The sequence below is a fragment of the Deltaproteobacteria bacterium genome, assembly GCA_020848905.1.
In the GTDB taxonomy this organism is placed as follows: Bacteria; Myxococcota_A; Polyangia.
On record JADLHG010000042.1, the window covers coordinates 15,184 to 28,867 of the forward strand.

A 13,684-nucleotide genomic window follows, 5' to 3' on the forward strand; every position below is an offset into this window, starting at 1 on the left:
TCAACCCGTTTGGTGTTCTAGAGGGGAATCGTGGCTAAACGGGCTGGTGCAGGCCGCGCGCGACGGGCAGGCCCCCGAGCGGGGTGGCCGCCAGACACGCATCCTGGATCGCCGCGTCGGTCGCATCCCGGCAGAGCAGGCCCACGCGGTGCAGATCCACGGCGTGATCCCCGACGGAGGCGCAGATCACCACGTCCCCATCGTAGAGGGTGAACGGAGGATCGATCCGTCGGGCCAGCGCCACCGCGCTCTGGTGCGCGACCCACTCCGCCTCCACGCGGGTGAGGCGCGCGGTGGTGGCGACCACCACGAGCGTGGTGTTGTGGGTCGGCGATTGCGCGACGGCGCCCGCGCGGATGAGCGCCGCGGAGCCGAGCAGCTCGTCCGAAGTCGGCGTTCGTCGCGCCCCGGCGAGAATGCCGCTCCGCGTGCCGTCGAGGACGTCGCCCACGGGGTTCAGTACGACGAGCGCGCCCACGGCCAGGCCCTCGTCGGTGCAAAGCCCCGCTTGCCCGAGCCCTGTCTTGGTGGCGCAGGCGAGACCTTGGAGCTTGCCGGCGGAGACGCCGGTGCCCGCGCCGACGCAGCCGGAGCTGGCGGGCGTGCGCGCGAGGGCCTGAGTGGCGGCTGCCTCGCCGAGGCGTGCGTCGGGCCAGGCGCCCGGGTCTCCGAGGCCGAGGTCGTACACCACGGCGGCCGGGACGATCGGCACCACGCCGGCGAGGGTTCGATGGCCCACCCCGTGGGCGGCGAGCACGCGCATGACCCCGTCCGCCGCCGCGAGGCCAAAGGCGCTACCCCCCGCGAGACAGACGCCGTGGATCCGCTCCACGTGGTGTCGGGGTTCGAGGACCGCCAGCTCGCGACTGCCGGTGGCGGTTCCGACCACCGCGCCTCCGGCGACGGCCCCGTCGGGGAAGAGGATCGCCGTGCACCCGGTGAGGCCCGCGAGGTCGGTGGCGTGACCGACCAGGACGCCCGGCAGCTCCGAGAGGCTCGTGACCGTCATCGGGGACCTGGGCGGCGCCTGCGGGCGAAGGCCCGGGCGAGCTCGTGCAGCTCCGGGGCGCGTAGCAGGGCCGCAAGCAGAGCGTAGCTCACCATCCCGGCCACTACGGCGCCGAGGAGCACGGCGTAGTTGAGGGGGGCGCGCCCACCTTGCGGCCAGTCCCCGAAGCGCGTCACCAAGTGTGCGCAGAACCCCGCGCCGACGGCGGCGAGGCTCGAGCGGGCGAGCGTGAGCGCGACGCTTCGAAGCCCGAGCGGGCCGAGACGGACCCGCAGGAGCACGAGCAAGAGCAGGAGGTTCACCGTGGACGAGATGGCCACGGCCAGGGCGAGGCCGAGGGCCTGAAGGCGATGGCGAAGCAGGAGGGCGCTGCCGATGTACGCGAGAAGCGCGAGGGCCCCCACCTTCACGGGCGTGCGCGTGTCCTGGAGCGCATAGAAGACGGGGACCGTCTGACGGACGCCGCCGGCGGCCCAGAGCCCACACGCGAACCCGAGGAGGGTGCGCGCGGTCTCCTGCGCCATCGCGTGGGTATAGGCGCCGCGCTGGAAGAGCACCGAGCAGAGAGGAAGACCGAGCGCGATGAGCCCCGCAGTGGCCGGCAAGAGCACGAAGGCCACCACCCGCAGGCTGTAGCCGTAGGTTCGACGGAGCTCGTCCAGGTTCCCCGCCGTCACCTGCGCCGCGTAGCTCGGCAGAGATACCGTGGCCACCGCGACGGCGAAGATGCCCATCGGGAACTCGATGAGCCGCTGCGCATAGTAGATGTAGCTGATGCTCCCCTCCTCCAGGAAGGAGGCGAACTGGCGGGCCAGGATCACGTTCACCTGGTAGATCGCCAGGCCGAGGATCGAGGGGAGCATCAGGCGGCCGATGCGCCGTACGCCGGGATCGCCGAGGTCGAGGCGCGGTCGCAGCAGGAGGCCGCGGGAGCGGAGCGGCCCGGCCTGAAGCAGCACCTGCGCCACCCCTCCGAGCAGGACCCCGAAGCCGAGGGCGGCGATGGGCGGCAGACCGAGGTGCGGCATGGCCCGGCTCGTGGTGAGGACCACGCTGATGATGCAGGCGTTGAGGAGCACGGGGGCCAGGGCCGGCGCGGCGAAGTGCCTGTAGGTGTTCAGGACCCCCATGGCCAGGGCCGTGACCCCGACGGTGATCAGGAAGGGGAACATGACACGCGTGAGCAAGATGGCGAGGCCGAGCTTGTCGGCGTCGTCCACGAGGCCGTAGGCGAAGAGGCGGACCACTTGCGGCGCCAGACCGACCCCGGCCGCTGTGACGAGCAGCAGCACCAGGAGCGCCGCTCCCATGGTCTTGGCGTAGAGCGCCTTGGCCGCGTCGTCCCCGGCGCGTTGGCGCAGCTCGGTGAAGACCGGCACGAAGGCCACGGTGAGCGACCCCTCCGCCAGGAGCTGCCTGAAAACGTTCGGGATCGTGAAGGCAACGTAAAACGGGTCGGTGGCCCGCTTGGGGTACGCGGCAGCCACCACGCCGTCGCGGACGAGGCCCAGGATCCTGCTGAAGAGCGTGAAGAGGCCCACGATCCCGGCCGACCGGGTGAGCTGCCTTCCGTCGCGCGAGGCCTCCGACATGCGAGGGTCCGGTCTCCTTCGGGTGCTACCCTACTGCATCCCCGCGGAAGGGGGCGACGGGGAAGTGCCGCGTCCACTCTACGCGGCGCGATTGACACGCGACGCGAGGCATGATACGGCAACACGGCTTTATTGGAGGAATTTCGTGGCCAATCATCCGCAGGCAGAGAAGCGCAACCGCCAACGCATCAAGCGGCAAGCGCGCAACCGGTTCTTCCGTGCCACCATGCGCACGTTCATCAAGCGGGTCCGCACCGCGATCGAAGCCAAGGACGGCGGGGCGGCGCGCGAGGCGCTCGAGAAGGCGATCCCGATCATCGATCGGTGCGCCCAGAAGGGCGTCATTCCTCGGCAGCGCGCGTCGCGAACCATCTCCCGGCTCGCGCGCGCCGTCGGCGAGGCCTAGCACCACTCTCGGTTCGGTCACCTTCCCCTCGTCCCGCTTCCGGCGGCCTCCGCCTCGGTGTCAACGCACCTGGGAGCGGCGGCTCTCCGTCTCGGCCGGACAGAGCGCGAGCACCAGCTGGTCCAGTACCAGGGCGTCGGCCAGCGGGCTCGACTTGAGCGTGCGGTCGGCCTCGTAAAGCGCGCGGTGCGTCCGCTCGAGCGTGGCTCCGTCGAAGCGTTCCGCCTGGGCCAGGAGGTCCGCGACGAAGAAGGGGTGCATCCCGACCCGCGACGCGATTTCCTGGGGCGTGGAGCGCGCGCGGGCGAGCTCCCGCGCCTGCCAGAGCTGCCGAAGGTGCCGGGCCAGCATCGCCACCACGCGCACGGCGGGCTCTCGCGCGAGGAGCATCTGGCGCAGCACGAGCAGCGCCTCCCGCCGCTGACCGCGCCCCACCGCGTTCGTCAGCTCGAAGATCGAGCGCTGGCGGGTTTGCGCGAGCAGCTCCTCGGCGTCCGACGCGGCGATCGGCTTGCCGTCCCCCACGTAGAGCGACAGCCGCTCGAGCGCCGAGGCTAGCTGCGCCATGTCCGTCCCCACCGCCTCGGCGATGCGCTCGGCGGCGCCGGGCTCGAGCTTCAGCTTCTGGCGCCGGGCCTCGCTCTGTAGCCAGGCCGGCGCCTGGCGGTCCTTCAGCGGCTCGAAGCGCACGAGGACTCCGTGCTCCTTGACGGCCGAGAAGAACTTCAGCCGGAGGTCGGCCTTCTCGGCCACGAAGACGAGGCACGTGCTCGGGTTCGGATCCTTGACGTAGGGGAGGAGCTGATTCAGCGCCTCGGCCGCGAGCTCGTCGGCGTCGCGCACCAGGACCAGGCGACGGGTGCCGAACATGGGCAGCGTCCGAGCGGCGGACAGAATCCCCACCGGCCCCGCTGCCTTCGCGTCCAGGCCGTCGAAATTGAAGGCGCTCTCCTTCCCTCCCAGCACGGCGTTGCGCAGCGCCGACACGACCTGGTCGCGCGGGTAGGCCTCACCGCACACGAAGTACACGGGAGCCAGCTTGCCGGCGGCGATCTCGTCGAGGAGCTCAGCCATGCGTCCTGTGGCGTCCCTTTACCGCAAGACCGCCGCCGGGTCCACCGCGTAGCTCTGGATGATGCTGAGGAGCGCCACCCGCTTGTAGAAGGGGCGGTCCTCGGGCGGGAAGTTGCCCTGGTCGTAGGTCTTGAGCACGTTATCCACGATCTGGGCCCGCTGCTCGGCGGAGAGGTCCTGCTTCGTCGGCATGCTGAGGAAGATCTGGCGGAGCTTTTCCACCGAACGACGTTCGTAGGACTTGAACTGCAGGGCGGGCCGCTCGTAGGCCGTGATGAGCTGCACGAGATACTGTTTCGCGCGAACCTCGCGCTCGCCCGCCGAGACCACGGCCATGCTGCGCTCATAGGCCGTGAGCGTCTGCTGCGCCGTCGACGGGGGGATCCTGGCCGTGGCGAGCAGCCGTTTCAGCTGCGCCTCGAGCTGCGCCACGCTCTTCTGAGCCCAGCGCCGCTGATCGGCCGAGAGCCCCGCGAGGTCCGAGGGTGGAGAGGCCGCTCCCGTCTCGGGCCGCGCGGCAGAGCCGGGAGCGCTCCCGGGCTGCGCGCCGGCCGCAGCGGGCGGGACCGCCACCGGTCGGCGGCGACGCCGAGGACCCTTGGTCGGGGCGAGCGTCGCGACGACGCGGGTTCCTCCGTCGGCTGCCTGCGCGACCACGCGCGTCCCTCCGTCGGGCGCGTGGGCGACGACACGCGGCGCGGCGTCTGCGGGCGGCGTCGCGGACGGGGTGGCGGGGGGGAGCTGCACGGGGGCGCCGCTGCTGCCCGGAAGGGCCTTGGTGGTCGGATCGGCGGGTTTCACGGCGGCGATGGCGTTCGCGCCACGGGAGCTCCCCTCGCCCTCTCGCGCTCCCGACCGCAGGACCGTCACGAGGAAGAAGGCCCCGGCGGCCAGCACCACCGCGCCGCCACCCACCGCGACCCAGAGCGCGGCGGGCGAGGTGCTCCGCTCGGCGGCCGGTGCCTGCGTGCGCTCCGTCGAGAGCGGCAGGACCGGGGTGAGACCCTGCGCGCAGGACTCGAGCGCCTGCCCCATCTCGTCGGCGTCGCGAAAGCGCGCTCCCGGCACCTTGGCCAGGGCCCGGAGGATCACTGCCTCGAGCGCGGGGGTCACGTCCCGGTGGGGCGCCACGCGCGTGGGTGGCTGGGGCTCCTCGCTCAGGTGCTTGTGCATCAGCCCGGCGAGGCTCGTGGCCTGGAACGGCAGCTGCCCCGTCACCATCTCGTAGAGCATGATCCCGAGCGAGTAGAGGTCCGAGCGTCCGTCGATCTCCTCGCCTCGGAGCTGCTCCGGGCTCATGTACTGCGGCGTGCCGACCATGCTGCCGGTCCGGGTCATCGACACGCCCTCCATCTTGGCGATGCCGAAGTCCAGCACCTTCACGTAGTCCCGCTGGCGGCCCACCTCGAGGAGCATGGCGTTCGACGGCTTCAGATCTCGGTGCACGATCCCGCGACGATGCGCGTCAGCCAGCGCGTCGCAGACCTGGGCGCCGATGCGGGCGGCTCGGGGCGAGCTCATCGGGGCGGCGCGAACGGCGGCCTCGAGGGTCGAGCCCGTGCAGTACTCCATGGCCAGAAAGAGGGTCCCGTCCTCCATCGCCCCGTAGTTGTAGATCGTGACGATGTGGGGGTGGTTGAGCTGGCTCGCGGCGCGCGCCTCCACCTCGAACCGCGAGACGACCTGCGGGTCGTGGGAGTACTCGCGGTGCATGACCTTGATCACCGCCTGGCGTCCGACAGCCGGCTGGTCGGCCAGGTAGACGGCCCCCATCCCTCCTTCACCGAGCTTCTGGCGGACCACGTACTGACCGATGATCTGCCGGCCGATCATCGGGTCGCCGGGCGCAGGGGTGCCGCTCCGCGCGAGCCCGCACCCCGCGCAGAAGCGCGCGTCGGGGTCGAGTCGCGTCCCGCAGCGCTGACACAGGCTCATGCCCTGATTATAGACGGCGCCCACCGATCCGCTCTCATCGTACGAAGCCGGGCGCCCGTTCTCGCCGAGCGTCCCGTCCTTCACGGTCATTTCCGGTCCAGCCGGACCACCGTCTCGATGTGGAAGGTCTGCGGCATCATGTCCTGGCCCTGGGCCTGCCGCGAGACGTAGCCGTGTTTTGCCAGGATGTTCAGGTCCCGGGCCAGGGTCATCGGGTCGCACGAGACGTAGATCACGCGCTCCGGTCCCAGCTTGCCCAGCCGATCCACGGCGTGGGCGTGCCCCTCTCGCGGGGGATCCAGCACCGCGACGTCGAAACGCTCGCGGGCGGCCAGCAGGCGCTCCAGGGCGGCCGAGGCCTCCTCCTCGCAGATTTGGACCGGGCGGGGGAGTGCGAGGACGTTCCGGCGGAGCAGCTCCGTCGCCGGCGCGGAGGCCTCCACGGCGACCACCTCCGACGCGTGCTGGGCCAGCTCGCGCGTGAGATTCCCGATCCCCGCGAAGAGCTCCAGCACGCGTCGGTCCTTCGCCTCGGCCCACCGCGCCACGCGATGGCGGAGCAGCTGGTCCTGCTCCGAGTTCGCCTGCGCGAAGGCCGCCGCCGTGGCCCAGAGGGGCGCTTCCGGCAAGGGGGCCAGGTTGACCGCGTCGCGGCCGAAGGGCGTCACCCGACCTCCCTGCTGCACCAGCCCGCCCACGATGGGGTCGGCCAGGAAGGAGCTCGGGTCCGCGAGGTGGCCCTCCTCGAGCCGCAGGCTGAGGTGCGTCTCCGCGAGCGCACCCGCGAGCAGCACGAGCGAGCCGCGGGCCTCGGAGACGCGCTCGAGTCGGTCGCGACAGAGGGCGAGCGCCCGCTGGAGCACCGGCTGTAGCAGCGCGCAATCCGGCACGTCCACGAGCTCCTTGGAGTGCCGTCGGAAGTAGCCGAGCCAGAGCCGCTGCCGCGTCTTCCGGAAGTGGAGCCGCACGCGGCGACGATAGCCGAGCTCCACGGGGGCCTTCGTGAGGGGCTTCAGCTCCTGGACGGCCGCCTCGGAGAGGATCCTGGCCAGGATGTCGCTCTTCGAGACGGCCTGCCGGTCGTAGGCAAGCTGTTGCCACTGGCAGCCACCGCAGGTGCCGAACGCCGGACAGGGGGGGAGACGGCGGCCGGGCCCCTCCTGCAGCACCTGCACGATCTCGCCGCGCGAGTACGACGGATGCTCCTCGGTGAGGCGGACCAGGATCCGGTCGCCCGGCACCCCGAAGGGGACGAAGACAACCTTTCCGTTCAGTCGGCCCACCGCGTCGCCGCCGAAGGCGAGCGAGTCCAGCCGGAGCTCGTGTAGGGGGTGGGGGCTGGAGTCGAGGGTCACGGGAAGGCCTGGGCTGCGCGGCTACGGACCAGCTTGATGCGGAACTTGCCCTGGAGCTGCCCCCCCGACTGCGCACAGAGGCCGAGCGCGAGAGACCGGCTGTCCACGAGACTGAGCGAGAGGAGCGCGGCGAGGTGCTCGCCGAACTCGAGCTGGAACTCGGCCAGCGACGCGGGGGACTGCCCGACGCGGACCTGGCCGAGCTCGCAGACGAAGACGCAGGCGTGAGCGGCCACCCGCTGATCGCTGCGCGTATCCCCCTGCCCCAGGATCCGCGCGATGGTGTGGCGGTCCTCCTGCCGGTCGAACGGGCTCGCGCAGACGGCGCGCAGGGCTTGCTGGTCGGCGGCGCTCAGCGTCGGACAGGCGGCGATCTCCTGCCCCGAAGGCCGGAGGCAGGTCGCGGGCCTCGCCGCAGCGGGGGCGCCGGCCGGAGGCGGATCTGCGAGCAGCTCCCGGCTCGAGCCGGCGAGCGCGTGGCGATTGCCGGGGCAGGTATTGAAGAGGCTGAGCTGCGCCTCGATGGTGCGTTGGCTGGGGACGCACCGCCCCTGGGGGCACGCGTAGTCGGCCGAGACGGGAAGCGGCACCTCCGCGGCGAAGGCCCGCGCCACCTGCGCCAGGTCGTGGAAATGGAGCGCCAGCCCGTCCGCCTCCTCGACTCGGTTACTGGTCTGCTGGATCCGGAGCGCGAGGCTGTTGCGCTTCTGACCGGAGGCCGGGTCGGAATCGAAGAGCGGGTCCCCCGCGAAGAAGTCCGCCCCGAGATCGAAGGTTCCGGGCCGGTCGAGCGCTTCCCCGTCGCGACAGCTCTCCACTCGGAGCGATCCGACGATCCACCCCTCGCCGGTATTGGTGAGGCAGCCCGCGAAGAGCAGCGTGGCGGGCAGCACGACGAGGGCCGGACGCCGGGCGGTCATGCGTCCTCCACGGGCGATGGAGCGGGGACGAGGGTCACGCGCGTGCCACGTGCGTAGCCTCGCGCCGCGGCAGACCCGTCGCGGACCGCCAGCTCCACGCGCCCCGAGCTGCCCACGTACGCCAGCCAGGTCTGCGAGGGGACCTGACCATAGGTGACGACGAGCGGCCCGACGCGAAGCTCCGCGAGCGTGACCTCCCACGTGGCTGCGTCCCCGAGAAGGTCACCGGTCAGGTTGGTCACGAGGTTCCCGAAGCGGTCCACGTGAACGACCTCGCCGACGAGCGCTCTTCCGCGGCGCTCCACGGTCGGGTCACAGAGCCGGATCCACGTCTCGGCGGGCCGCCCGCAGAGCTCGGGGGCCAAGCCTGCCGCCAGGTGCCCGGCGACGGAGGCGAAGAGGTCGCGCCCATGAAAGGTGGACGACACCACGGGCTGATGGAGCTCCGGTCGGTCGAGCACGTAGGCCGCCTGGGGCTGCGGCGCGGCCAGGGTGAGCAGGCCGTTGTCCGGGCCGACGAAGCGCTGCCCGCCCTGCACGAGGAGCAGCGGCTGGCGTGTCGTCCCCACTCCGGGGTCCACGACGGCGAGGTGGATCGTCCCCGGAGGAAAGGTGGCGGCCGCCTCGCGCAAGGCCCACGCCCCCGCGTGTACGTCCTGCGGGCGGAGCTCGTGCGTGAGGTCCACGAGCTGCGAAGAGGAAGCGCGGCGCAGGATGACGCCCTTCATGGCTCCGACGAAGCCGTCTTGCGTGCCGAAATCGCTGAGCAGCGTGACCACCGCCATGCAGCGCGCAGTATACCCCAAAGGCGCCGCGGGCCGCCGGGGACCGCCGATTGACACGGCGGGGGTGACCGTTGAAGACTCTGGGCCTCTCGGCGCTGTCCCTCGGGCCGGTGCGGAGTCAACCCCAAGAGGGAATCGACGCATGAGCTCCAAAGTATTCGCCAGCGCGGCCGACGCGCTGCGAGACGTTCGAGACGGCATGACGCTGCTCGTCGGTGGGTTCGGTCTCTGCGGAAATCCCGAGACGCTGATTCGCGCCTTGCGGGCCCAGGGGACGAAGAATCTGACCATCGTGAGCAACAACTGCGGGACCGACACCAAGGGGCTCGGAGTGCTCCTGGCCAACGGTCAGGTGCGTAAGATGGTTTCGAGCTACGTCGGAGAGAACAAGAACTTCGAGCGCGCCTTCCTCTCCGGCGAGCTGGAGGTGGAGCTCGTCCCGCAGGGAACCCTCGCCGAGAAGCTCCGGGCCGGGGGAGCCGGGATCCCCGCGTTCTACACGCCGACAGGCGCGGGGACCTGGATCTCCGAGGGGGGGGTGCCCATGCTGTACGACCGGCAGGGGAACGTGACCAGGTCGTCGCCGAAGAAGGAGACCCGCGAGTTCTCGGGTCGCACCTTCGTGCTCGAGGAGGCGCTACGAGGAGACGTGGCCCTCGTGAAGGCCTACCGCGGGGACCGGCACGGGAACCTCGTCTTTCGGAAAACGGCTCGCAACTTCAACCCGATGATGGCCACGGCGGCGCGCCTCACCATCGCCGAGGTGGAGATCCTGGTGGAGCCCGGGGAGCTCGACCCGGACCAGGTCCACACGCCGGGCATCTACGTGCACCGCATCATCCGCGGTGAAGGATACGAGAAGCCCATCGAGCAGCGGACCGTACGGCCGCGCCCCCAGGGAGGTTGAGCGCCATGGCACTCTCTCGCGAGCAGATCGCCCAGCGCGTGGCCCAGGAGCTGCGGGACGGCTATTACGTCAACCTGGGGATCGGGATCCCCACGCTGGTTTCGAACTACATCCCCGACGGGATGCAGGTCTTCCTGCAGTCGGAAAACGGCATGCTGGGCTTCGGCCCCTTCCCCTTCGAAGGGGACGAGGACGCAGACCTCATCAACGCCGGGAAGCAGACCATTACCGAGCTGGCCGGCTGCTCGTATTTCTCGAGCGCCGATTCGTTCGCCATGATTCGGGGGGGCGCGGTGGACATGAGCGTCCTCGGGGCGCTCCAGGTTTCGGCCCGAGGGGACCTGGCGAACTGGCTCATCCCGGGGAAGATGGTGAAAGGGATGGGCGGCGCCATGGACCTCGTGACCGGGGCGAAGCGAACCATCGTGGTGATGGAGCACGTGGCGAAGAATGGGGAGAAGAAGATTCTCGAGCGCTGCTCGCTCCCCTTGACCGGAGTCGGCGTCGTGAACCTCATCGTGTCCGATCTGGCGGTCCTGGACGTCACCCGCGAGGGGCTGGTGCTCAAGGAGGTCGCTCCCGGCGTCACCCCCGCGGAGGTGCAAGCGGCCACCGAACCCGTGCTGCGCATCGCGCCGGACGTGCGCGAGATGCGTTTCTAGCTCCGCCGGGAGACCCCACATGTCCCAGACCCCCTCCTCCGACGGCGAGCAGGACGGCCGCGCGTCCCTGCGCAGCGCCGTCGAGCGCTGGCGGCATCAGGTGCTGGCCCGCAGCCGCGCACGCACGGCCGAGCGTCGGCCCGTCTTCGAAACCAGCGCGGGGATCCCACTGCCCGAGCTCCTCACGCCGCTCGACCGTCGGCCCGAGGAGGAAGAACTCGAGGCGCTCGGGCTCCCCGGGGAGCCGCCGTATACCCGAGGCGTCCAGCCCAACATGTACCGCGGTCGGCTCTGGACCATGCGCCAGTACGCGGGCTTCGGCACCGCCGAGGAGTCGAACCGCCGCTACCGCTACTTGCTCGCGCAGGGGAACACGGGTCTCTCTGTCGCCTTCGACCTGCCGACGCAGATGGGGCTCGACTCCGACGATCCACGCGCTGCGGGCGAGGTGGGACGCACGGGCGTGGCCATCGACACGCTGCGGGACGTGGAGCTGCTCTTCGACCAGATCCCCCTCGATCAGGTCTCGACGTCGATGACGATCAACGCCACGGCGCCGATTCTCCTCTGTCTGTACGTGGCGGTGGCCGAGGGCCGCGGGATCGACCGACGGAAGCTGCGCGGCACCATCCAGAACGACATCCTCAAGGAATACATCGCGCGCGGGACCTACATCTATCCGCCGCGTCCGTCGATGCGCCTCGTCACGGACGTCTTCGCTTTCTGCCAGAACGCGCTTCCGCACTGGAACACGATCAGCATCTCCGGCTACCACATCCGGGAGGCCGGCTCCGATGCGGTGCAGGAGGTGGCCTTCACGCTGGCGGACGGCCTGGCCTACGTGCAGGCGGCGCTGGACGCGGGGCTGCGCGTGGACGACTTCGCGCCGCAGCTCGCGTTCTTCTTCAACGCGCACAATAACCTCCTCGAAGAGGTAGCGAAGTTTCGCGCAGCCCGGCGGCTGTGGGCGCGCCTGATGCGCGAGCGCTTCGGCGCCCAGGACCCGCGATCGCTGGCGCTCCGATTCCACACGCAGACGGCGGGGTCCACCCTGACGGCTCAGCAGCCCTACGGGAACGTGGTGCGCGTGGCGCTGCAGGCCCTATCGGCCGTGCTGGGCGGGACGCAGTCCTTGCACACCAACGCCTTCGACGAGGCGCTCGCGTTGCCTACGGAGGAGTCGGTGCGGCTGGCCCTGCGGACGCAGCAGATCATCGCGCACGAATCGGGCGTGGCCGACCTCGTGGACCCCCTCGGCGGAAGCTACGCAGTGGAGTACTTGACCGACCAGATCGAATCACGCGCGCAGGACTACCTCGCGCGCATCGACGAACTGGGAGGCATGGTGGGAGCCATCGAGGCGGGCTACCCGCAGCGCGAGATCCAGCGCAGAGCCTACGAGCACCAGCTTTCGGTCGAGCGAAGGGAGCGCGTCGTGGTCGGCGTCAACGACTTCCTGGACGCGGAGGAGGAGCCGCTCCGGCTGCATCGGGTGGACCCTGCCTCGGAGGCGGCCCAGAAGCGACGGACGGCCGAGGTCCGGGCGGGGCGGGCTGCGTCGAGAGCCTCGGAAGCGCTGAACGATCTGGCGCGGGCGGCCCGCACGGGGGATCCTCTGGTCGAAAAAATACTTCATTGTGTCAATGGGTTATGTACAATCGGCGAAATCAGCGGCTGTTTGGAGCAGGTCTTCGGACGGTACGACGAGGCGGTGGCTCTGTAGGTGGCTCGTCTCGGCGGCTCCCGGGGTGGGCTGACCCTGCGAAAGACCATTGAATTTCAAGAATGTTTGGACTAGCATGGCAGTTGCTTTTCCAAAAGGCCGGGCGTTCAAGGAGCGCGAAATGACCAAGTCCGAGCTGATTGAGAGCCTCGCCAACAAGCTCAAGTTGCCGAAGGGCAAGGCCGAGTTGATTGTCAACTGCGTCTTCGATTCCATGGAAGCAGCGCTGAAGCGCGGGGAACGCATCGAGATCCGCGGATTTGGCAGCTTCGAGATTCGTCACTACAAGGCCTACGAAGGCCGAAACCCGCGAACCGGCGCCAAGGTGGACGTGCGGCCCAAGCGCCTGCCCTTCTTCAAGGTTGGCAAGGAGCTGAAGGAGCGGGTGAACGCCGGGCGTGGTCCGATCGAGGACGACGACGACGATGATGACGAGGACGAAGACCTCGAGGAGATGACGGAGGCTGCTAGCTCGACGGCCCCTCCGCACTCCACCGACGGGGCCTAGTCCCTCGGACTTCCCGCCTTTCTCCGCGCAGTCCTACCTCCGTGCAGGCCTCGTTTCACGAGGTTAGCGTCCGGGCCGGGCGCTCAAAGCGGAGTGACCTGGAACTTGGCCTTCAGCTGCATCCGGAGGCGGCCCTTCGGCAGCGCCTGCCCCCCGTTGAAGAGGGAGCTCCCCTTGGCCAGGATCTTGAACGGCTGGGTGTAGTTCCTGACGAAAGAGGCCAGCGCCTCCTTCCCTGCCTCGTCCACCTTGAGGATCTCGTTTCGCTTCGTGCCGGCCGGGAGCCTGGGCATCCGGGCGAAGAAGACCACGCCGGGGTCACCCACGCGGGTGGCGCTGCTCGGGCCGACGTAGAGCTCCAGCTCCGGGGTGTCCACGTTCAGCGTGTTCTCGAGGGTGTTGTAGACGAACTCGTTCAGGGTGGCCTTGCTGATCACGTTCGCGGAGGTCTGGTTCTTCACCTGCGCGGAGATGTCCACGGGCAAGCCCAGCTCCACCGTGGCCGCCAGTGCGCAGCTCGCGCTCTCCCCGCACTGCGTCTTGCAGGACCAGTTGCCGCCGGTGCACGCGGCGTTCGACAGCCCGGTGGCACAGGTGTCCTGGGCCTTGGTGCACGGCACGTTCGGCAGGGTGGCCGACCCCCCGAAGTCGGGCAGGCCCGTGGCATCCACGGCGAGGTCCTTCCATCCCGTGTCGAGCGTGAAGGTCGTGGCCTCCTGCAGCAGGCTGCACGAGAGCAGGAAGGGCATCACGCAGAGGCCCTGGACGGACGTTCTCCAGCGGAAGGGAAGACCCATGACCTACCTCC

At 70.1% G+C, this 13,684-nt stretch carries 13 protein-coding genes; 5 read left to right on the plus strand and 8 right to left on the minus strand.

The annotated features are described in order from the left end of the window. Positions 1-34: 34 nt before the first annotated feature. Together IT371_17220 and murJ are read right to left on the minus strand one after the other, a co-directional pair. Positions 35-1,009 carry a P1 family peptidase gene (locus tag IT371_17220; protein MCC6749408.1) on the minus strand — a complete coding sequence of 325 codons (975 nt, stop codon included), beginning with the start codon at positions 1,007-1,009 and terminating at the stop codon, positions 35-37. Continuing rightward, complete coding sequence (murJ, locus tag IT371_17225) at positions 1,006-2,601, minus strand: murein biosynthesis integral membrane protein MurJ (protein MCC6749409.1); 1,596 nt, start codon at positions 2,599-2,601, stop codon at positions 1,006-1,008. Before murJ ends, IT371_17220 begins: the two co-directional genes overlap by 4 nt. A 145-nt stretch (positions 2,602-2,746) precedes the next feature. Between murJ and IT371_17230 the strand changes: the two genes are divergently transcribed. Then, on the plus strand, positions 2,747-3,007 hold the full coding sequence (locus IT371_17230) for a 30S ribosomal protein S20 (protein ID MCC6749410.1): 261 nt from the start codon (positions 2,747-2,749) through the stop codon (positions 3,005-3,007). A 60-nt stretch (positions 3,008-3,067) separates the two neighbouring features. Here the strand turns inward: IT371_17230 and holA are convergent, their stop codons facing one another. The 5 genes from holA to IT371_17255 are packed head-to-tail and all read right to left on the minus strand — an operon-like array spanning position 3,068 to position 9,076. Beyond that, a complete protein-coding gene (gene holA / locus IT371_17235; GenBank protein ID MCC6749411.1) occupies positions 3,068-4,081 on the minus strand; it encodes a DNA polymerase III subunit delta in 1,014 nt (337 codons plus the stop codon). A gap of 18 nt (positions 4,082-4,099) precedes the next feature. Beyond that, positions 4,100-6,106, minus strand: a complete 2,007-nt coding sequence (locus tag IT371_17240) for a protein kinase (GenBank protein ID MCC6749412.1) — start codon at positions 6,104-6,106, stop codon at positions 4,100-4,102. Further along, positions 6,103-7,371, minus strand: a complete 1,269-nt coding sequence (locus IT371_17245) for a class I SAM-dependent RNA methyltransferase (protein ID MCC6749413.1) — start codon at positions 7,369-7,371, stop codon at positions 6,103-6,105. The genes IT371_17240 and IT371_17245 overlap by 4 nt, the downstream gene beginning before the upstream one ends. After that, positions 7,368-8,291, minus strand: coding sequence for a hypothetical protein (locus IT371_17250; GenBank protein MCC6749414.1), 924 nt, complete (start codon positions 8,289-8,291; stop codon positions 7,368-7,370). Before IT371_17250 ends, IT371_17245 begins: the two co-directional genes overlap by 4 nt. Continuing rightward, positions 8,288-9,076, minus strand: a complete 789-nt coding sequence (locus tag IT371_17255) for an SAM-dependent chlorinase/fluorinase (protein MCC6749415.1) — start codon at positions 9,074-9,076, stop codon at positions 8,288-8,290. The genes IT371_17250 and IT371_17255 overlap by 4 nt, the downstream gene beginning before the upstream one ends. Before the next feature lie 142 nt (positions 9,077-9,218). On the opposite strand from IT371_17255, the gene IT371_17260 reads away from it, so the two are divergent. From IT371_17260 to IT371_17275, 4 genes are all read left to right on the plus strand, one after another. Then, positions 9,219-9,983, plus strand: coding sequence for a CoA transferase subunit A (locus tag IT371_17260; GenBank protein MCC6749416.1), 765 nt, complete (start codon positions 9,219-9,221; stop codon positions 9,981-9,983). Positions 9,984-9,988: 5 nt separating this feature from the next. Continuing rightward, entirely contained in the window at positions 9,989-10,645 is a 657-nt protein-coding gene (locus IT371_17265; protein MCC6749417.1) for a CoA transferase subunit B, read from the plus strand. Between the two features lie 19 nt (positions 10,646-10,664). Then, positions 10,665-12,368, plus strand: a complete 1,704-nt coding sequence (locus tag IT371_17270) for a methylmalonyl-CoA mutase (GenBank protein MCC6749418.1) — start codon at positions 10,665-10,667, stop codon at positions 12,366-12,368. A gap of 121 nt (positions 12,369-12,489) precedes the next feature. Beyond that, on the plus strand, positions 12,490-12,876 hold the full coding sequence (locus IT371_17275) for an integration host factor subunit beta (GenBank protein MCC6749419.1): 387 nt from the start codon (positions 12,490-12,492) through the stop codon (positions 12,874-12,876). Between the two features lie 83 nt (positions 12,877-12,959). On the opposite strand, the gene IT371_17280 is transcribed toward IT371_17275, so the two are convergent. Next, complete coding sequence (locus IT371_17280; protein MCC6749420.1) at positions 12,960-13,673, minus strand: hypothetical protein; 714 nt, start codon at positions 13,671-13,673, stop codon at positions 12,960-12,962. Between the last annotated feature and the right edge of the window lie 11 nt (positions 13,674-13,684).

Bases quoted from the DNA above. Each gene is read 5' to 3' on its own strand.
- IT371_17240 (MCC6749412.1), bottom strand. From the start codon at position 6,106: ATGACCGTGAAGGACGGGACGCTCGGCGAGAACGGGCGCCCGGCTTCG.
- IT371_17270 (MCC6749418.1), top strand. From the start codon at position 10,665: ATGTCCCAGACCCCCTCCTCCGACGGCGAGCAGGACGGCCGCGCGTCC.
- murJ (MCC6749409.1), bottom strand. From the start codon at position 2,601: ATGTCGGAGGCCTCGCGCGACGGAAGGCAGCTCACCCGGTCGGCCGGG.
- IT371_17250 (MCC6749414.1), bottom strand. From the start codon at position 8,291: ATGACCGCCCGGCGTCCGGCCCTCGTCGTGCTGCCCGCCACGCTGCTC.
- IT371_17220 (MCC6749408.1), bottom strand. From the start codon at position 1,009: ATGACGGTCACGAGCCTCTCGGAGCTGCCGGGCGTCCTGGTCGGTCAC.
- IT371_17260 (MCC6749416.1), top strand. From the start codon at position 9,219: ATGAGCTCCAAAGTATTCGCCAGCGCGGCCGACGCGCTGCGAGACGTT.
- IT371_17280 (MCC6749420.1), bottom strand. From the start codon at position 13,673: ATGGGTCTTCCCTTCCGCTGGAGAACGTCCGTCCAGGGCCTCTGCGTG.
- IT371_17265 (MCC6749417.1), top strand. From the start codon at position 9,989: ATGGCACTCTCTCGCGAGCAGATCGCCCAGCGCGTGGCCCAGGAGCTG.
- IT371_17255 (MCC6749415.1), bottom strand. From the start codon at position 9,076: ATGGCGGTGGTCACGCTGCTCAGCGATTTCGGCACGCAAGACGGCTTC.
- IT371_17275 (MCC6749419.1), top strand. From the start codon at position 12,490: ATGACCAAGTCCGAGCTGATTGAGAGCCTCGCCAACAAGCTCAAGTTG.
- holA (MCC6749411.1), bottom strand. From the start codon at position 4,081: ATGGCTGAGCTCCTCGACGAGATCGCCGCCGGCAAGCTGGCTCCCGTG.